Consider the following 18,593-nt stretch of genomic DNA (forward strand, 5'->3'; position numbering starts at 1 on the left):
CTGGCGGTCGAATTGCGCCGTTCGTCTAGGACTGCTGGAGCCCTCTAGCCAGCGGTCGTAATGTACTGTGTGGAACCTTGGGGATGGCATCCGGATGATCCGTCGAGTACGTGGGCCCGCGCGGCGTTCCTCCAGCGGCTTCACCCTGATTGAGCTGATGGTGACTGTGGCGGTCATCGGGATACTGGCGGTCGTGGGCGTCCCGGCGATGGCTGGCCTTGTCAATGCGAACCGCATCGTGGCGGCCAACGACAATCTTGTCTCCGCCCTCCAGCTGGCGCGTTCAGAAGCCATCCGCCGGGGGGCGGCAGTGACAGTCTGCGCCAGTGCGAACGGTACGACCTGCGCGAATCAGACCAACTGGTCCCGCTGGATCGTGCGCGGCCGGGACAACGCCGCCTCGGCGGCGGCGGGAAGCGACGTCATCGACATCATGCGGGACGAGACGCCGACTGGCGACATTCAGTTGCAAGGGCCCTCGGGCGGAATCCGCTTCCGCTCGTCCGGTCTAGTCGACGCCGAGCAGACGCTGACCGTCTGCATGCCGACGAACTATCCAGCCGAGAACCAGCGCGTGGTGACCGTGATGCTGGGGGGCGGCGTCCGGACAGCAAAGGCCAGTGGAGGAGGGAGTTGCTCGTGATGGCACGTTCTATTGCGGCGCGGCGACCCATGCCCGGCCGTCCCGGTTCACGCCGACGGATGCACGGTCTCAGCCTGATCGAGATTCTCGTGTCCGTGGTGATCCTCGGCATCGGATTGCTCGGCGTGGCCGCGATGCAGTCGCTGGCGTTGCGGGGTGGGCAGAGTTCGCTGGAGGCCAGCCAGGCGGTGATGCAGAGCAATGCGATCATCGAAGCCATGCGTGCAAACCGGACGAATGCGAATGCATACAACACGGGGGGGGCGGTCTGCGCCGTAGGCGCGGGCGGCTCGCTGGCGCAGAACGATCTCGCCAACTGGATCTCGACGTTGAAGACGAACATCGGCGGCACGGTCGCCGATACGACGACCTGCGGGCAGATTGCGGGTTGTCCCGCCGCGTGCGTGGTGACGGTCACGTGGGATGACTCCAGGGCCGGTGGTGGAACCCGGAGCTTCGTGACCAGGACGCGGATATGAGCGGGCGCGTCGCGCGAGGGCGGGCCTACCGCGCAGGGCGCGGTTTCGGCCTCGTCGAGCTGATGATCGCGATGGTGCTGGGCATCATCGTCATCGGCGCGGCTTTTGCCATTTTCCAGTCCAGCCAGAGTACGTTCCGTTCGAACGAGGGTCTCGCCCGCATCCAGGAGAGTGCGCGCGCTGCCTTCGAGTTGATGTCGCGTGACATCAGGGCGGCTGGCGGCTCGTCCTGCTCCAACTTCTCGGTTGTCGAGGGCGCTGGGGCCCAGACCGCGCAGTTCCGCGATAGCGCGGTCAGCGGCTCGACCTCCTCACTCAGGGTGGTTTCAGGCGACGACACCGCCTTCAGGGTAAGCAGCTCCACTGCCACCTCGGTCACACTGAACTCGGCCGACGTTGCGCAGGCGAGCGATGTGTTTCAGGTAAACGACTTCCTGATCCTCTGCAACGCGCGCAAGACCCATGTAGTGCAGGCGACCGCACTGGCGAATCGGACGGTCTCGTTCGCGGCGCTTCCTGGTGGCTATATCCCGACGGCCGATCCGTACGCTCCCCCGGCCGCGGTCGTGCTTGCGCGCTTCCGCGACGTGAACTGGTTCGTCAACGACAACGGCCGGGGAGGCAGTTCGCTATTCGTCTCACGTAATGGCGGCGTTGCGGAAGAGGTGGCCGAGGGCGTGCAGAGCATCGCCTTCACCTACCTCCGGGACGGTGCCACCAACTACACCGCAGCGCCGGCCGACTGGCGGGACGTCATCGCGGTACGGATCACCCTGACCTTGCAGGGGGCCGACGTGGACGGCAATGCCCTGACGCGCACTGTTTCCAATGTCGTCAGCATGAGGGGGCGTACGCTGTGAGGCTGCTGACTCATCATTCCGTCCGGCGGCGGGATCACCAAGCCGGCGTTTCGCTAGTCGTCGTGCTCATCCTGTTGGTGGCAGTTTCGGTGCTTGGTATCGCCGTCCTGCGCAGCTCGGCGATGCAGGAACGCATGAGCGCGAACCTGCGTGACCGCAACCTTGCTGTGCAGGCCACCGAGGCGGCACTCCGCTTTGCGCAGGAACAGGTTCTCGGCGGTGGAACCTGGGACACCGTCGTACCCACCGCGGCTAACTGTACGGCTCTGGGGATCTGCCCGACCGGCTCGGCACCGTCGTGGAGGGATCTGCCGAGCACGCAGTACGACACGACCCTGATCCCGGCCCCGCCGCAGTACTGGATCGAGTATCTGGGCCAAGGGCCTGCGCGAAAGGGCAGCTGCGATCAGCTTCCTCCTACTCTGGACTGTTTCAGCCCGATGTACCGCGTGACTGCCCGTACACGCAGTGCCGGCCGCGCCGACGTCGTCATGCAGGCCAACATCATCAGTCGAATCCCGGACCCTGGGACTTAAACATGAAGAAGACCACGAGCAGCAAGTCGCACGCTATGGGCCGACCCGTGTCGTATGCCCCCGCGCCGATACGCGCTGCGGCAATGGCATTCTTCGCCACAATGCTGGCATGGCCGGCAAGTGCCAATTTCGTGATTCCGGACGATCCACTGACGACCGGATCCAGGGTGCCGCCGAATATCCTGTTCATCCTGGACGACTCCGGGTCGATGGCATTCGATGCCATGCCTGCGAGTGCGGTTTCGAATACCTGGACAACCCGCACCTACGTGCACAACGCTGTCTATTACAACCCCGCCAAGGACTATCAACCTTGGGTCGGCGCTGACGGTCACCAGCTCACTGGCGGGACGGACTATGACGCGGTTTACGGAAGCTTCAATCTCGTGGGCGGCAATACCATCGATCTGGCCGACGAGAACAGCTGCCGTAGGTACAACAAGAACCAGACGCCCGTGGGGACCGACGAGTTTACTTCGGGGGGGACGGAAGTGTGCGGAGGCACCCAGACATTCTATGTGCCGAAGAATACGGCTAATACTGACCCCACCTACCTCGGTACGCAAGCTAACTACTATCGGTTCCAGATCCTGCCTGACCGTCGGGTCATCCGCAGCGAACTGCTCGCCTACTCGAGCGATAACACGCCCGGCGATCCCTCGACCGATACGCTCGGAGACTCCGGCACAGGTACCATCAATGCTGGCAGCTACAGGCCGGCGTGGAATAGCTGGGTCATCGACGTTCCGGCCAACGCCTACAATCTTGTGATCTCCAGCAGTGGTGGGGGCGGCTCAGGGCGCGCCGCCGACCTTTATGTGCGGCGGGGCGCAGACCCGACGACTGGGCAATATGATCACCGGGGGATCGCCAGCGGCAACGCCGAGGTGGTCACCGTCGCATCGCCGCTGGAGGCTAGGTACCACGTCCGGCTCTATGCGCAGACCAATTTTACCGGCAGGGTGACCGTCACGTATTCCTACGAAACGCGGGACGGCAGCACGGGCTGTTCGATCAGCAGCAGTGGGACCGCCTGGCGCAACTGCACCGAGATTACCCCGACAGGGCGCACCGCCGCCGCCGAGCGGCAAAACTACGCGACTTGGTTCTCCTACCACCGCACCCGCATGAAGGCGGCGAAAGCCGGTGCAAGCGCTGCTTTCAGCGAGCTCGGCAACAATGTCCGTGTCGGCTTCCGCACGATCTGGCAGCGAAATGGCGGGCAGACGACCACGAACTGGCCGCGTCAGGCTGTGCCGATTCCCGTCGAGTACAACGATGGCTTGTTCGAGGACGTGACCATCTCCGGAACGACCCACGACAACCGCAGCAAATGGTACAGCCGGCTCCACAACTCGATCGGACAGAGCGGCACGCCGTTGCATGGCGCCCTGCACCAGGCCGGGCAGTATTTCAGCAGTGATGCAGCGACCGGGCCGTATGGACCGCAATCCGGCAGTGCCCAGCTCGCGTGCAGGCAGAACTTCACCATCCTGACCACCGACGGATACTGGAACGACTGGTCGAACTATCCTTCCGGCAGCCGGGTCGGCAATGCGGATGGGACCAGCAGCGATACCATCAACGAACCCAGTACGGGCGCGTCGTACACCTACACGGCCAGCGCACCGTTCAGCGACTCGCACGGCGGTTCGGAGGGAACCCTTGCCGACGTCGCCATGCACTACTGGAAGACGGACTTGCGGGAAGGGATGCGCAATATCGTACCGACGAACGGATCCACCAATCCGGCGTTCTGGCAACACATGGTGACGTTCGGGCTTTCGATCGGCCTGACCGGAAACACCGGTTTCCGGAGCGTTGGTGAAGTGCCCGCGGACTACAACGCATGGCCCGACCCCATGCCTTCGGAAAATGCGACGCGTATCGACGATCTCCTGCACGCCGCCGTGAACTCCCGTGGCGCTTTCGTGGCGGCGTCGGATCCCGACGAATTCACCGAGGGTCTCAGGTCGGCGCTGGCCGCTATCGTCGAGCGCACCGGCTCCTTCTCCAACGTGGCTGCAAATTCCACCTCGCTCGACGCCGGCACGCGCGTGTTCCAGGCGAACTATGTGTCGAGCGTCTGGACCGGCGAACTGCGTTCGCAGCCCGTCAGCGTGAGCGGTGGCGCGGAGACGGTCGATTGCTCCGGGCCCAACCAGCCGGCAAACGGCTGGTGCGCGTCCAAGGGAATCCCGAGCTCGGGGCGCAAGGTATACACATCCAATGGACACTTCGACGGGGTCACGCGCACGCCGACGACGTCGAATGCCATACCGCTCGCGTTCCCCTCGAACGCGACGACCGCGCAGTTGGCAAGCCTGCAGCGGCAGGGTCCGCTGCTGCCGGCTCCGGTAAGCGGCGCGAACAACGCCGCGTACATCGCCGGCGCAAGGACGCTGGAGCAGAGCCAGACAGGCGGTTACCTGCGCAATCGCAACCATCTCCTTGGCGACATCATCGGTTCGTCGCCCGCCTTCGTACCCGAAACCAACACCATCTACGTCGGTGCGAACGACGGGATGTTGCACGCCATCGACGCGGCCAACGGCAACGAGCTGTTCGCCTATCTGCCGGGGATCATCAACTGGAAGGCACTGGGTAACCTGAGCCGTCCGGACTACTCGCACCAGTACTTCGTGGATGGCCCGGTGGTGGTGAGTTCCCGCCAGCAGACGCCCGGGCAGAACATACTGGTGGGCGCCCTGGGCAAGGGAGGCAAGGGTCTGTTCGCGCTAGACGTGACCACCCCAGCATCCTTCGGCGCCAGTGCTAATATCGAGTGGGAACGGGCCGACACGCCCCTTGGGAACATGGGTCTTGTGCTCGGCCGCCCCATCCTCGCCAGGGTCAACGACGCGACCGCGGGGAAAAACGCGGTGCTGCTGGGCAACGGACTGAACAGCACCAGCGGGAGGGCGGCACTGATCGTCCTCGATCTGGCCACGGGTGACGTCATCCGGGAGATCGCGGTGGGGCCGACCGGAACCTCCAATGGGCTATCAGCGCCCACCGGCGTTCTTGGACCCGATGGGAGGACGCTGGCGTACGTCTACGCCGGAGACATGCTGGGCAACGTATGGAAGTTCGACCTGACCAGTGCGGCGCCCGCCGAATGGTCCGGGACGAGTTTGTTCACGGCCTCGGCGGGGGGCGTGTCCCAGCCCATTACCGGGGCCCTGACTATCGCCACACACCCATTGACCAACCAGCGCTGGATTTTCTTCGGCACGGGGCGCTACATCACAGCCGAAGATGTCGGCAGCGTTGCGACCCAGAGCATGTACGGCTTCGTGGACGACGGTACCGCGATCGTGCGCGCCGGGACCGGCGCCAATCTGACCCAGCGCACGGTGGAGGTCACTACCGGCGTGACCAATGGCTACCCCGTCCGGGGGTTCCAGGAGAAGACGCCACTTCCAGCGGGTTCGAAGGGCTGGTTCATCGACCTGCCGGTCGCGGGTGAACGGGTGGTCCAGGATGCCCAGGTCGTTGCGACTTTCCTGATCACGGCCAGCATCATTCCGACTGGCGATGCCTGTGAGTCCGGTGGATCGGGGTTCATCAACGCACTTGACGCGTTCACCGGGACGAGCGCAGGGGGGTCCTACTTCGACCTCGATGGGGACGGGACCACGACGGACGAGGTGGTGGGCGACCGGCCCGTGGGGTCGGTGAACGTGGGTGGCGGCATGCCGACGCTACCGAACCTGCTGCGAGGCCGCTTCGTGGTCGGTGGCTCGGCCGGGTCCGACGTGCGCGGCACCAGAACATTGTCGCCGCGCTGGGATCGGGCGTCCTGGCGCGAAATAAGGGGTGAGTGATGCGTGACCGAGCGGTTGCACCTAGACGATATGCGCCGGGCTTCAGTCTCATCGAGCTGATGGTGGTGGTGGCGATCATCGGAATCATCGCGTCGATCGCGCTGCCGAGTTACAACGAACACGTCCGCAAGTCCCGTCGTGCGGCAGGGGCCGCTTGCGCCGCGGCGATGGCGCAGGGAATGGAGCGGTACTACACCACGGCCCTGCGCTATACGGGACATCCGGCCGCCGCGACGCTCTCGGCACGCTGCGATCCGGACGCGCTGCAGTTCTACACGATGAACGTCGACAATGTGGGAGCCAAGACCTACCGAGTCACCGCGGCGCCGCGCTCAGGTACGCCGCAGGCCGGGGACTCTTGCGGCACGCTGAGCATCACTCAGGCGGGGGCGAAAGCGCCGACCACGGCGGGGTGCTGGTAGACGCCCCGAACGCATAAAGCAAGAGGCCCGCATCGCTGCGGGCCTCTTGCTTTTTCGAATCTGGCGCCCGAAGTTGGACTCGAACCAACGACCCCCTGATTAACAGTCAAGTGCTCTAACCGGCTGAGCTATTCGGGCGGGGTGGAAATTGTAGACGCACGCTCCGTGCCGGGGCAAGCGGCCCAGCGCTCCATTCAGCCGGGGCAGGCGGCGGGCGCGGTCGGCCGGAACGACCGGGGCCGACCCATGTTGTTCACGATCACCGCGCCGAGCAGTTCGCCCGTCGCACCGCAGACCGACAGCGTGAGGTTGGTGCCGGCACTGCGCCCATCCGGCATGTAGCGGAGGCGCGGCCGGCCGGTCGTGCCCACGACCCGCACACCCTGCCGGTCCGGCGCGGTCTCGACCCTGAGGACCTCATCCGTAGTGTCCGGCCGCTGGTTCCCGTCGGGGTCCAGGAAGAGCATCCATCCGCCGCTCCAGTCGGTGCCGCCGTCGCATGTCCCGCCGTCGCTGGACGGGCACAGCACGGCCGGACTGCGATATGTGATCGCCGCCATCCTCGCCAGCTGCATCTGCGCAGAGAGGGCCCCCATCGCCGCATTGGCGCGCTGCCGCTCGAGCAGGGCGCCGAACGCCGGCAGCGAGAGCGCCGCCAGCAGGGCCAGGATAGCCGTCGCCAGCACGGTTTCGACCAGCGTGAACCCCCGCATCCTTGCATCCATCTCATCGCCCTCCTTGGCCATGGAGGGCCAGCATGAACGGATCGCGAGGGCGGGGGCGTCGGTGAGCGGTGGCCGCCGGGGTAGGAAAACGCCCCAACCGTCCCCATCACGGACTGCCGCTACACTGGGTTTCCCGCCCGCATCCGCCCCATGTCCCAGGCCCTGCACCCCGCCACCTTCCAGCTCGTCTCGCCCTACAAGCCGGCGGGCGACCAGCCGCAGGCCATCGAAAAGCTGGTCGAGGGCTTCGAGAGCGGTCTGGCGCGGCAGACCCTGCTGGGCGTCACCGGCTCCGGCAAGACCTACACCATCGCCAACGTCATCGAGCGGGTGCAGAAGCCCACCCTGGTGATGGCGCCGAACAAGACCCTGGCCGCGCAGCTGTACGGCGAGTTCAAGCAGTTCTTCCCGCACAACGCTGTCGAGTACTTCGTCAGCTACTACGACTACTACCAGCCCGAGGCCTACGTGCCGTCCACCGACACCTTCATCGAGAAGGACAGTTCGGTGAACGAGCATATCGAGCAGATGCGGCTGTCGGCGACCAAGGCGCTGCTGGAGCGGCGCGACGCGATCATCGTGTGCACGGTCTCGGCCATCTACGGCCTGGGCGATCCGAACGAGTACTTCCGGATGGTGCTGCACATGGTGCGGGGCGAGCGCATCGACCAGCGCGAGCTGATCCGCCGCCTGACCGAGATGCAGTACACGCGCAACGACACCGAATTGCGTCGCGGCACCTACCGCGTGCGCGGCGAGGTGGTGGACGTGCACCCGGCCGAGTCCGACGACGAGGCGCTGCGCATCGAGCTGTTCGACGGCGAGATCGAGAAGCTGACCCAGTTCGATCCGCTCACCGGCGAAGCGCGGCGTTCGCTGGCGCGCTACACCATCTATCCCAAGTCGCACTACGTGACTACGCGCCGCACCACGCTCGAGGCGATCGAGGCGATCAAGCTCGAGCTGCCGCAGCGGCTGGAGCAGTTCTACGCCCAGAACAAGCTGGTCGAGGCGCAGCGCCTGCAGCAGCGCACCCAGTTCGACCTGGAGATGATGGCCGAGGTGGGCTACTGCACCGGCGTGGAGAACTATTCGCGCCACCTCACCGGCCGCATGCCCGGCGAGGCGCCGCCCTGCCTGTTCGACTACCTGCCGCCCGATGCGCTGCTGGTGATCGACGAATCGCACGTCACCGTCCCGCAGGTGGGCGCCATGTACAAGGGCGACCGCTCGCGCAAGGAGACCCTGGTCGAGTTCGGCTTCCGCCTGCCGTCGGCGCTGGACAACCGCCCGCTCAAGTTCGAGGAGTGGGAGCTGCGCTCGCCGCGCACCATCTTCGTGTCCGCCACGCCGGGCAAGTACGAGATCGAGAAGTCGGAAGGGCAGGTGGTGGAGCTGGTGGTGCGTCCGACCGGCCTGATCGATCCGGAGGTCGAGATCAGGCCGGTGGCCACCCAGGTCGACGACGTGCTGGGCGAGATCAACCAGCGCGTTGCGATGGGCGACCGCGTGCTGATCACCACGCTCACCAAGCGCATGGCCGAGAACCTCACCGAGTACCTCGGCGAGCACGACGTGCGCGTGCGCTACCTGCACTCGGACGTGGACACGGTCGAGCGCGTGGAGATCATCCGCGACCTGCGCCTTGGCAAGTTCGACGTGCTGGTGGGTATCAACCTGCTCCGCGAGGGACTGGACATGCCGGAGGTCTCCCTGGTGGCCATTCTCGATGCGGACAAGGAAGGCTTCCTGCGTTCCACCGGCTCGCTGATCCAGACCATCGGTCGCGCAGCGCGCAACCTGCGGGGCAAGGCGATCCTGTACGCCGACCGCGTCACCGATTCGATGAAGCGCGCGATCGAGGAGACCGACCGGCGCCGGCAGAAGCAGGTCGAGTACAACGCCGCCCATGGCATCACCCCGCAGTCGGTGGTGCGCGCGGTCATGGACATCATGGAGGGCGCCCGCGACGAACCCGCGGCCGCCCGTGCGGCCGCCGGCAAGGCCAGGCGGGTCGCCGACCAGGCGGAGGACTATGCCGCGCTGGATCCCGCCAAGCTGGCCGGCCGGCTCAAGGCGCTGGAGCAGCAGATGTACCAGCACGCCCGCGACCTGGAGTTCGAGGAGGCCGCCCGGGTCCGCGACGAGATCCGGAAGATCAGGGAGGCGACGCTGGCGGGTTGAGTCGGGCTTCGCGCCTCTTCCTCCGCCTGCGGGAGGCGGCGCGCCTGGATGTTTTGCTCCTTCCCCCGCAGGTGGGGGATATCCCCGGTGCTTCGCTCCTTCCCCCGCTTGCGGGGGAAGGTTGGGATGGGCGCGCGCGCGAAGCGCGCGATGGGGACCATGCCGACCTGTGCCTCCTCCTGCCCCGGCCCTCCCCGCAGGCGGGGGAGGGATCAATGCCAAAGGGCGAGACAGTCCTGCCACCGATCAGCACCATACCGCGATGAGCCCCGCGAGCCCCCGATGGCAACTCTCGCCGGCTTCGGATAGAATTCGCCTCCCGCCGTGACGGTGGGCCCTTCGACCCCTTCCGCGGGGCAGGGAGCGCCGGGCCAGCCCGGTCGTGTTTCGAGCTTTTCGGGCGGTTAGCTCAGCGGTAGAGCACTACCTTGACATGGTAGGGGTCACAGGTTCGAACCCTGTACCGCCCACCATCTAAGTGGCTGACTTTTCAGTCTCTTTGATGGTAATTCCCCGTCGTCGCTTCACCGCCTCTGCACCCGTAAGTGCCCCATAAGTGCAAGCGAGGTCGCTGCGCCGGGTGAAGGCGGCTTTGGATCGCGCGGTCCCCCTTCCACCCCATGCTAGGCTGCCGCACGGGGGCCCTCCTAGGGCGAATTGGGGATCTGAATGGCTGTCGTGGCAAGGACGTTGCTGTGTAAAAAGGTCGTTTGTGTCGATCAAGCGCGCTTTCCTGCGCTGCACCCACTCGACCTGCACGTAGCTTTGAAGGCGCTGTTCTCGAAGGCGTCCACTGTCCGTGATCGACACTACCCCGTCGTACAGAAGGTGAAGCCTGGCAAGGCTTGCGTCTTTCTTGAGCCGACAAAGAAGGACGGGAAGAGTGTGCTATTTCATGCATACATCTATACCGCCGGAAGGACACCGGACCAGGTCGTGCAAGATTTCGATGCGGCCTCCGCAACGGTTACTGCCGATCCGATTAAGAACCCAGATGGGGAGATCGTCGAGATCGTTGAGCGGGTAGCCTGCCTGGTCTACGGGGAATGCCTGATCATTGAAAACGCGCGTGTATATGGCGCTCTTCCAATAATTTTGGCCGCGATTCGCGACTTAGTTCGCCGCCATGTGAATGGGAAATTCCCCCGCTTGCAGGCAGAGGATGTTCCTGGTCGCGACTTCAAGACGCTGGCGAAGGTGCACAAAGGAGTGCGTCGCGTGGTTGCTAGGGTCAATGGCGACTTCACTCCGGAGCCTAACTCGGTCGGCGCGCTGCTTGAAAGCATGTTTGATCAGGCTGGTGCCAAGAACCAGAAGTTCAAGCAGATCAGCGCATCGATTGAAGCACCCAGCAACGATGAGCTCGATCCTGACATGGTATTGAACTGGGTGGACGAGAGTGAGGGGGCAACCGGGCTCTCCGGGATCTCAGTGGTATTTAATGACAAGACAAGCCTCGCCGAATTGGACAAGTACCGAGAGAAGATCCAGATCGAAGTTCAAGAAGTTGGGCCTGGCAAGCCCGCCGTCACTGAAATTGAGACGAGCATGGTTCAGTATGTGAACGCGCTCGCATTCGATGCGGACGCGAGCGCACGGCTAATCGATGCAAACGGCTATTTCCTGAAGAAGTCATGAGGTTCGCTACCGCTGCCATGCCTCTACCCGATCATGTCTTGCCTGATGATCTAGTGTCAGCGGCACGTGTTGTGCGTGCTGCTGCGTGCGACGCTGCGCCCGCAGGCGCGGTGTGGGTGCGGTACGTCGGTTTTTATGGGTTGCTGCTCTTGGTCGCTGGCGGAGGTGGATACCTGCTCCAGAAGCACGGCTGGATCGCAGCGTCAGCCGATGGATGGAAGGCCGTCATTACCCTTTTGACGATCGTGTCGGGGTTCATGATCACGACGATGCTTTTTACCGGGAAGGTGGAAGCAGCCAAGAGCCTTCACTCAGTACAACTCAAACAGTTTGTTCGGAAGAGCAATCACTTGCTCTTCTCGCAATGGCTTACTTTGATCAACCATATAGTTTCCTTGGGTGTGGTTGGAGCCGTTACTGGGCTCCATGAATCTGCCGCGTCTGTGGCCTATTGGTTGGTGCCAGTAGCATTCGGAGTGTTGGCTCTCTCTTTCGTGCGTTCGATGCTGATCCCTCTTCAGATCATCGAGCTGCACAGATTCGTGCATGCTGCACTGATTGATGAGAAGCAGCGCGAAGAAGGCAAGGGCGTCATAACCTGATATTTCTGGGCGCGCGCGCTTGGCTGTGGGCTTGATGCGCATTGCGGGGCGGCGTTGAGCTTGACCATAGTCGCCCTTTAACCGGGCTACCCAGTCGCCGTCGCGACGGCATCAAGGAGCCACAGACATGAAGTGTCAGGGAGGGCCTCGTCGGCATCCGGATGAGTTCCTTGGCGAGTGAGTCTGGGCGATTGCCACCCAAGGGCGCGCGCATCATCTGCATGTTGCACTAGCCGGGCCTGATACCCAGGGACGAAGGCGAACCCTGCGGAGAGGCAGCTCGGCCAGCATCCGCGGTCGCGCCTGTCATCGCCGGCGGGTGCGGCGACGGTGGGTGGTCTCGACTGTTCCGGGGGCCGGAGCTCGCATCGACGGCCGCCGTACAGGGTGGCCGGGTCGCTACCCTCGGCCTGATCTCCGCTTCCCACTTGCGCGCCCAGGCTTCGACGTATCGCCGGCCCGTGGCGTAGGTGGCGAAGAATGCGTAGCGCTGGCCCACGCTGTCCGGGCGTGTATTGGCTCGGCACCGGCCCTCATCCAGTGGAGCACGGTGGCCAGGCAGCGCTGCGCGAAGCGCAGCGCCTCGCCGCCTAGCCATGCCGTCAGTGGAAGTCGTCGGGGAGCATAGGGGCAGCGTACGTCTGGGCGTCTCAGGACCGGAGATGGCCGCCGCCGGCGTTGAGTTCATCGGTCGGGCCCTGCAATGCCTCGCGGGTGAACCTGGTCACGTCCGGGCCGTCCGCGTGCGTGTAGCGCTCGCCGCCCGGCCCACCAGCACCCAGCCGATGGGCTGCCAGGTGCCGTCCGGCTGCTGGAACTGCTCGAGATGCCGGGTCCACACGCCGGCGCACACGTAAGCGTTAGGGCGGCGCCAGCTGCGCCCTTTCCAGGGCGCACGCACGTCGGGAGGGCTCCAGGCTGTGTGGTCGCGTCGTGGGCCGTGCGCTGCTGGCCAGTGGACTGTGCGCCCGCCCGCGCGCCGGCGTCCGTGACCGAGTGCGAAGATCCGGGCCCGACCGGCGGCCATAGCGGCGCCGTGCGCGTGTGGTTCTGGGCGGCGGCTGGAGACGTCGCGTTGCCCTATTTCTTGCCTCCCTCTCCGTAGATCGGATCCTGTCCGACCACCTTCCACGCGAGGAGGAAGTTGTCGTCGTGCTCGATCCAGACCGTGCCGCCGTAGTCCTTCACCGCGGTGCCGTCCTCAACTGTGGGCGGTTCGACCTTGCGTTGTTCGGGCGGCTGCGGCTTCGGTCGCAGTGCATAGGCCACCACGCCGGCGACCACCAGGATGATTAACTGCACAACCCAGAAGGGCACCGCCTGAAGGGGCTCCTCGGCAGTCGGAGGCGAGTGGGCAGCCACGGCCATCCTTGCGAGCTGGCCAACGGTGGCGAGCACTGCGAGGCAGAAGCTCACCACGTGCGCGCGCGCACCGCTTGGGGTGTCCATCCACCAGTAGCGCAAGCGCCATCCCCATACGTAGCGCCGGCTCTTCAGCCACGCAGCAAGCTGCTCCACGTTCGGTAGCGACATTCGATTGCGTCCTCTGTCGTGATAAGAAAGAAGAAGCCCGGCGCCGGAGCGCCGGGCCTACGCGGTCACGGCATGACCTCCGCCCACGTTGCTGCTGTTGTCACGGACACCTGCAGCTGGTCCGGGTGGCGCCCACCAGCACGCACGCTCGCCGAAGAAGGATCCCGCTGCGGCGTGCGCGGAAATCAGCTGCCGATCGGCAGCTTCACCACGCCGCGCCAATCCAGGAAGCGGGCGCCGGCGGTCAGGCGGACCTTGAACTTCTTGGTGTCGTTGTCGAAGCCATCTTCTTCAGACACGTGCGGCCCGATCGGCTTGCCGATCGTCGGCGCTTCGTCCTCCAGCGTCGCCAGTTCGACGGTGTCGATCTGGTTGTTGTCGGCGAGCAGGTAAGCGGCCGTAGACGGCAGGCGGCTTTCCACGATCAGCTGCAGGCGACGGATCCACTCCGGCGTGGCGTTCTCCAGCCCGGCAGAAACGTGGATCGAGCTGGCGGCGAGCACCTTCTCCGCGGCGCTTTCCATTTCCGGCGGGACCAGGAGGAACTTCGGCGTGAGGTTGAGCGCACCGCCGCCCACCGACGTCTGCTTGCGCAGCAGCAGGCGGCCCTTGGCCAGCGCGGACTCGTCCAGCGCCGTGGAGCTGCTGGCCAGGTTGTTGTGGCTGGCATGGAAGAGGACGTTGCCGTCCTGCATGGTCTGGCCGCTGCCGTCGAACAGGCTGTACACCAGGTCCGCTTCCTTGCGCCGCGCAGCCTGGCCGAGCCCCTGCGGAATGCGCGTCAGCGCGCCGAGGTCGTCGTTGACCAGCATCTCCCAGGTCACTTCGATGATGCGGCCGAACTTCTCCACCTTGAACGGGACCGACTTGTCCTCGTCGACCGCGCCGTGCTTGTATTCGCCGCCCTCGAGCACCGGCAGAAGATCCGGCATCGCACCGAGGATGACGCGGCTCAGTTCCTTGAAATCCGGAACGAAGCTGCGGCGCACCCAGGCCGAATGCGTGCCGGGTTCCTGCTCATAGCCGCGGCGCAGCGCCTTCTGGATGGTATCTCCCAGGATGGCCGGGAAGTCGCTGGTGGAGAGCGCGGCACGGATCGCTGCGGCCCCAGACAGGCCGCGGTCGCGCTGGTCGCGGCTCAGGCAGCTGCGCGCGATCTCGGAGACCGACATGGCGCGCACGTCGCGCACGCCCGCGTGCGGCTCGTCGATCTGGATGCCGCCCCGCATGGCCAGCACGTCGCTGGCCGCCCGGATGAAAGCGCTGCCGCGGCCGCCGCGCTCCAGCGGCGCGCCATCAGGTTCGAAACGGTTGCCGATCGGTTCGACGCCCTCCGCAAGCACAGCGAGGAGGCGTTGGCCAAAGGCATCGGCCGACGACCCATCCTCGATCGCACGGTCGGCCAGGGCGCGGATGCGCTCCCCGACCCCGTCCAAGCGACCGAAGAAGGGCGTGGCGCGCCCACGGATCTCGGCGACGCGCTCGCGTTCGGCCGCGATGATCTCGGCGCGTCCCTGATTCTGGTTCTGAGGCATGTGTTTTTCTCCGCGGCGGTCGCCGCTCTGGTGGTGCGGGCGGAAAGCCGCGCGAATGTGGTCGCCGCGCTCGGGCGCAATTGCCACCAGAAAGTCGCGGAGAGCTGTGGCTTTTTGGCCTGTGCCTGCGGCTTCGGATGCGTCATCGGAGATCCGGTCGCAGAGGCCAAATCCGAGCGCTTCATCGGCGGTGTACCAATAGTCCTTGCCGCTCGCCCACATGGCCTCGAATTCGTCGATGGGCCGGCCGGTCTTGCGGGCATAGGCGGTGGCGAGGGCGCGACCCCAGGCGAGAAGCGTGTCGCGTAACTCGGCTGCCGACTCCTCGAGCTGCGCTGCGTTGCCCTCGAAGTACAGCACTCCCAAAGGCGCATGGAGCATCATCAGGGCGGCAGGCGGCATACTGACTTCGTCACCAGCCATTGCGATCATTGAAGCCATGGAGCATGCGACGCCATCGATGGCGACGATGATGCGGGCGCCAGCCGATGCTTGCCGACGAAGCTCGTTGTAGATCGCCGCGCCGTCGTGGCAAATTCCGCCGTAGGAGTTGATTCGGACGTTGATCGTGCGGGGCTTCAGGCCCTGGAGCGAAGCGATCACATCCCGCGCCAGAACCGACTCTTCTCCCCAGAAGCTCGCGCCGATTGCCCCATAGATCAACAGTTCGACGTTCCCGCCGTCGGCGTCTGCGCGCACCTCCATCGAGCCAGTGTCGGCCGGGTGGCGCGCCTGCGGGCGGAGCTTCTCAAGCTGCTCACGCAGCTGGGGGGAGAGCGGCGGGAGTTTGACCGGGGAGAAGGATTGTCTGGGCATGCCCCCATCATCGGGAGGCTGCCGCTGACAAAACTAGCCCTGTTTTGTCAGCAGCCGCAGATAGGTCCGTTCGCTTGGGAGTTCATACCAGCCGTTCGCGGCATGCAGGTGGGCGAGGGGAGAGTCGGCGCCCAGGTCGTACGCACCGAGGCGCGTCCACTGGCGCGCAACCTGGGCCGCGTGGGCGTGCAGCAGCGCCGCGCTGCGGTAGGGTGAGGGCTCTGCCAGCAGCATCGCTGCGGCCGTGATGCGGTCGTTCCGAAGAGCCTTGGCGACGGCAACAGGGAGCGAGTCGCGCTGTTCCCGAATTCGCGCTAGCTCCTTCAACGCAGCGCACGCCCATTCCCCGAGGCCCTCCGGCAAGGCACCCATCCGGGTAGCAATCTCAAGGCGCTCCAGTTTGTCCTGGAACGTCTCCATCAGTGCCGGCGGCCACCAGGAGGGTGCGGCGGGATGCTGCCGCCTTCAGCGCCGCACGCGCGTAGCCAGCGGCGGGCGTCCTCGCTGTCGTCGACCGCGTAGCCCGAGCCCACCACCAGCAGCGCGAATTCCCCGAAGCTGACCGGCGAGCTGATCAGCCAGGCCCCTGTCGCGACCTGGTAGATGAAGCCCGAGCGCGTACTCGGATCGAAGGTGAGGATCGCCGCGCCGTCGCGGGTGATGATCGAATGCTCAGCGCGTGCGAAGAACTCCGGCGCGGGCAGGGCCGGCAGCTTGGCTGTGATGCGCGCGTTGCCCATCAGCGCACCTCCAGCCCGGCCAAGTCGGCGTCTGGCCAGCGCGCCGTGCGCCGCAGCAGAAGCGTTTCACGGGAATCAGTGTCACCCCCGCCCCCGGGTGATGGAGGAGCAGGCGCCGCGGATTCGCGCCCCCAGACGCGCAGCAGCGCGCAGAGCAGATGCCGAGGGGTGGGCAGGCGACGGCGGGCAGGCTTCAGAGGGCTCGTCATCTTTCTTTTCCAGAAGGGGAGACAGGAAATCGCGCGTGCGACGGCAGCGCGGTCCGGTGCAACGCCTGGTGCAACGCGTACGATCTGGCGCCAGGCGCGGCGCGGCGCCGCTGCAACGCGTGCAACGCCTGCAACGCGTGCCGCCCGTGTGCGCGCGCACGCCCGCGCGTATGCGCGCATGCCTGCGCGCCCGCGCCCACGCGTGAGGCGGAATTTGCCGTTGCACGCGTTGCAGCCGCGCAGCTGCGCCATTCTTGCCGTTGCAGCTGGCGTCGCTGCAACGCCAAGGTCGCGTTGCAGGTCTTGCGTGCGGCACTCGGGTGCCCGGCCTCCCTCCATTTTTCTTTCGAAAGTGGGGAAGGAAGGTGCGCGCGCGTCGCGAGTCGCCGCTGTGCGGGCACTGGCACGGTGCGGGGACGAGTGCGCCCACCGGTGCACGCACAACTGGCGTGGTTGCGCGGTTGTGCGGCTGTGCGGGCACGAAGCCCGCGCCCGCACGCGCCCAGGCGGGCGCGCATGCGCGCCTGCGCACGCGCCCACGTGTGAGGCGAAAGTCCCCGCACAGGCTGCACTGCCGCAGAAAATGGCGGTTTGTGCGCGCACCGGTTAGCGCACCCGTGCCGGCACCGGTGCGGCGTGTTCGCGCACCGACTCGAGCGGGCCGGCATACAGTTCGGCTTGGTGGCGGAAGTCCGCGATCTGCCGGCCGAGGTTGTCCGGCTCCTGGCCATAGCCCGAGTGCACCGGCCCGGCCAGGTAGAGAACGGAGCGGGGGCCGACGATGAAGGCGCCTTCCGCATAGCGCTTGCGCGCGCACTTGATGCCGTAGCGATCGCTGATGTAGCGACAGAAGGATGCCGCGGACGGCGTCGCCGGCAGGTCCTCCCGCTGGGCCCAGGCGAGATAGAGGCGGTGGACGTCTACCGCGAGCGCGGCTTGCGGCCGGACGCCCTGAAGCCGGCCGCCGACGAGCGCGCCGAAGAACTGGTCGATGATCCCAGCGTGATTGATGGTGCGGGCCATGGCCCCTCCAGATTTCAGTAACGATGAAGGCTGCTGACTACCCCGCAAACGCGGTCCGAATTACCCGCGTCAGGCCGCCGCCAGGGAGGACCCATGCCGGTCCATGCTTGACCCGACCAGTCGCGCCACCTGCGACGCTGCCGCGCCGCTGTTGCGCGCGCCAACCTCCACCCGGGGGCGCGGGGGTTCGTTGCCCTCGATCGCCTGCTCAATGCCCGCCACGATCTCGCTCGCGAGATCGTCGGCGACGCACTGCATCCACCCGAGCAGGCCGTCCGGGTCGTCGTGCAGCGCCTCCCCTGGCTGCGCACTTCGAACGGCCATCTCGTGCATGGCGTAAGTCGTGGCGCGCAGCCTTCCGGCGAGGCCGGAGAGCTTGAGGACGGCCTCGCCGGTGAAGGAGGGCTCTCCGCCGCCAGGGGTTGCCCAGAACACTCGGTAGAGGCGTGCGGCCAAGTCGTCGGCCAGCCCGATCAGCTCTGCCTCACGTGGGCCGATCTCCTGCTCGATCTCGGCGCGCAGGACGTCGATCAGGCCGGCGCACCGGCGAGCCTGGGTCAGCACGTCCCTCGCCGTCGGAATGTGGGCGGCGGCGTTCATGCGGCCTTCCTCCCGTCCGCGGCCTTCTCCATGGCCTTCTGGCAGGCGACCAGGGCAGCGTGGCTGCACAGGCGGCGCTTGCCGGCTCTATAGGTCTTGAGGGTGCCGTCGGCGATCAGCTGGTATCCCTTGGTCCGGGAAACGCTGATCAGCTGGAAAGCTTCGTCGATCGGATAAGCCAATTTGGCTGTGACCATGTTGTTCTCCTCTGTCCTGTCGTC

17 protein-coding genes and 2 tRNA genes are annotated in these 18,593 nt (G+C 65.8%); 10 read left to right on the forward strand and 9 right to left on the reverse strand.

Annotated features, from left to right (window positions below; all coding sequences use genetic code 11):
* Positions 1–94 precede the first annotated feature (94 nt).
* From ACFQ2D_RS08305 to ACFQ2D_RS08330, 6 genes are read left to right on the forward strand one after another with little or no spacing between them, the layout of a single operon-like run.
* Positions 95–643, forward strand: a complete 549-nt coding sequence (locus ACFQ2D_RS08305) for a GspH/FimT family pseudopilin (RefSeq protein WP_280943368.1) — start codon at positions 95–97, stop codon at positions 641–643.
* A 59-nt stretch (positions 644–702) separates the two neighbouring features.
* Positions 703–1,122, forward strand: a complete 420-nt coding sequence (locus ACFQ2D_RS08310) for a type IV pilus modification PilV family protein (protein ID WP_386795583.1) — start codon at positions 703–705, stop codon at positions 1,120–1,122.
* Positions 1,119–1,982, forward strand: a complete 864-nt coding sequence (locus tag ACFQ2D_RS08315; RefSeq protein ID WP_280943370.1) for a prepilin-type N-terminal cleavage/methylation domain-containing protein — start codon at positions 1,119–1,121, stop codon at positions 1,980–1,982. Before ACFQ2D_RS08310 ends, ACFQ2D_RS08315 begins: the two co-directional genes overlap by 4 nt.
* Entirely contained in the window at positions 1,979–2,518 is a 540-nt protein-coding gene (locus ACFQ2D_RS08320; RefSeq protein WP_280943371.1) for a pilus assembly PilX family protein, read from the forward strand. The genes ACFQ2D_RS08315 and ACFQ2D_RS08320 overlap by 4 nt, the downstream gene beginning before the upstream one ends.
* Positions 2,519–2,520: 2 nt before the next feature.
* Positions 2,521–6,345 carry a pilus assembly protein gene (locus tag ACFQ2D_RS08325; protein WP_280943372.1) on the forward strand — a complete coding sequence of 1,275 codons (3,825 nt, stop codon included), beginning with the start codon at positions 2,521–2,523 and terminating at the stop codon, positions 6,343–6,345.
* Entirely contained in the window at positions 6,345–6,767 is a 423-nt protein-coding gene (locus ACFQ2D_RS08330) for a type IV pilin protein (protein WP_280943373.1), read from the forward strand. Before ACFQ2D_RS08325 ends, ACFQ2D_RS08330 begins: the two co-directional genes overlap by 1 nt.
* Positions 6,768–6,828: 61 nt before the next feature.
* Here ACFQ2D_RS08330 and ACFQ2D_RS08335 read toward each other — a convergent pair.
* Positions 6,829–6,905: transfer RNA gene (locus tag ACFQ2D_RS08335), tRNA-Asn, on the reverse strand.
* A 56-nt stretch (positions 6,906–6,961) separates the two neighbouring features.
* Positions 6,962–7,513, reverse strand: a complete 552-nt coding sequence (locus ACFQ2D_RS08340; RefSeq protein WP_280943374.1) for a GspH/FimT family pseudopilin — start codon at positions 7,511–7,513, stop codon at positions 6,962–6,964.
* A 129-nt stretch (positions 7,514–7,642) separates the two neighbouring features.
* Here ACFQ2D_RS08340 and uvrB point away from each other — a divergent pair, with 129 nt between their 5' ends.
* From uvrB to ACFQ2D_RS08360, 4 genes are all read left to right on the forward strand, one after another.
* Positions 7,643–9,676, forward strand: coding sequence for an excinuclease ABC subunit UvrB (gene uvrB / locus ACFQ2D_RS08345; RefSeq protein WP_280943375.1), 2,034 nt, complete (start codon positions 7,643–7,645; stop codon positions 9,674–9,676).
* Positions 9,677–10,074: 398 nt separating this feature from the next.
* Positions 10,075–10,149: transfer RNA gene (locus tag ACFQ2D_RS08350), tRNA-Val, on the forward strand.
* Between the two features lie 196 nt (positions 10,150–10,345).
* Positions 10,346–11,314 (forward strand): hypothetical protein, encoded by a 969-nt coding sequence (locus tag ACFQ2D_RS08355; RefSeq protein ID WP_386795585.1) that lies wholly within the window; start codon positions 10,346–10,348, stop codon positions 11,312–11,314.
* Positions 11,311–11,916, forward strand: a complete 606-nt coding sequence (locus tag ACFQ2D_RS08360; RefSeq protein WP_386795586.1) for a hypothetical protein — start codon at positions 11,311–11,313, stop codon at positions 11,914–11,916. The genes ACFQ2D_RS08355 and ACFQ2D_RS08360 overlap by 4 nt, the downstream gene beginning before the upstream one ends.
* A 1,080-nt stretch (positions 11,917–12,996) precedes the next feature.
* Here the strand turns inward: ACFQ2D_RS08360 and ACFQ2D_RS08365 are convergent.
* From ACFQ2D_RS08365 to ACFQ2D_RS08395, 7 genes are all read right to left on the reverse strand, one after another.
* Positions 12,997–13,449: a hypothetical protein gene (locus ACFQ2D_RS08365; protein ID WP_386795587.1), complete on the reverse strand. Its 453-nt coding sequence runs from the start codon at positions 13,447–13,449 to the stop codon at positions 12,997–12,999.
* 185 nt (positions 13,450–13,634) lie between these two features.
* Positions 13,635–15,800, reverse strand: a complete 2,166-nt coding sequence (locus ACFQ2D_RS08370) for a head maturation protease, ClpP-related (RefSeq protein ID WP_386795588.1) — start codon at positions 15,798–15,800, stop codon at positions 13,635–13,637.
* Between the two features lie 33 nt (positions 15,801–15,833).
* Positions 15,834–16,220 carry a hypothetical protein gene (locus ACFQ2D_RS08375; RefSeq protein ID WP_386795589.1) on the reverse strand — a complete coding sequence of 129 codons (387 nt, stop codon included), beginning with the start codon at positions 16,218–16,220 and terminating at the stop codon, positions 15,834–15,836.
* Positions 16,220–16,540 carry a hypothetical protein gene (locus ACFQ2D_RS08380; RefSeq protein WP_386795590.1) on the reverse strand — a complete coding sequence of 107 codons (321 nt, stop codon included), beginning with the start codon at positions 16,538–16,540 and terminating at the stop codon, positions 16,220–16,222. Before ACFQ2D_RS08380 ends, ACFQ2D_RS08375 begins: the two co-directional genes overlap by 1 nt.
* Positions 16,541–17,355: 815 nt before the next feature.
* Positions 17,356–17,772: a hypothetical protein gene (locus ACFQ2D_RS08385; protein WP_386795591.1), complete on the reverse strand. Its 417-nt coding sequence runs from the start codon at positions 17,770–17,772 to the stop codon at positions 17,356–17,358.
* 69 nt (positions 17,773–17,841) lie between these two features.
* Positions 17,842–18,372 carry a hypothetical protein gene (locus ACFQ2D_RS08390; RefSeq protein ID WP_386795592.1) on the reverse strand — a complete coding sequence of 177 codons (531 nt, stop codon included), beginning with the start codon at positions 18,370–18,372 and terminating at the stop codon, positions 17,842–17,844.
* Positions 18,369–18,569: a hypothetical protein gene (locus tag ACFQ2D_RS08395; protein WP_386795593.1), complete on the reverse strand. Its 201-nt coding sequence runs from the start codon at positions 18,567–18,569 to the stop codon at positions 18,369–18,371. The genes ACFQ2D_RS08390 and ACFQ2D_RS08395 overlap by 4 nt, the downstream gene beginning before the upstream one ends.
* Positions 18,570–18,593 lie beyond the last annotated feature (24 nt).

Origin of the sequence: Luteimonas composti (genome assembly GCF_042678665.1) — a bacterium.
GTDB lineage: Bacteria > Pseudomonadota > Gammaproteobacteria > Xanthomonadales > Xanthomonadaceae > Luteimonas > Luteimonas composti.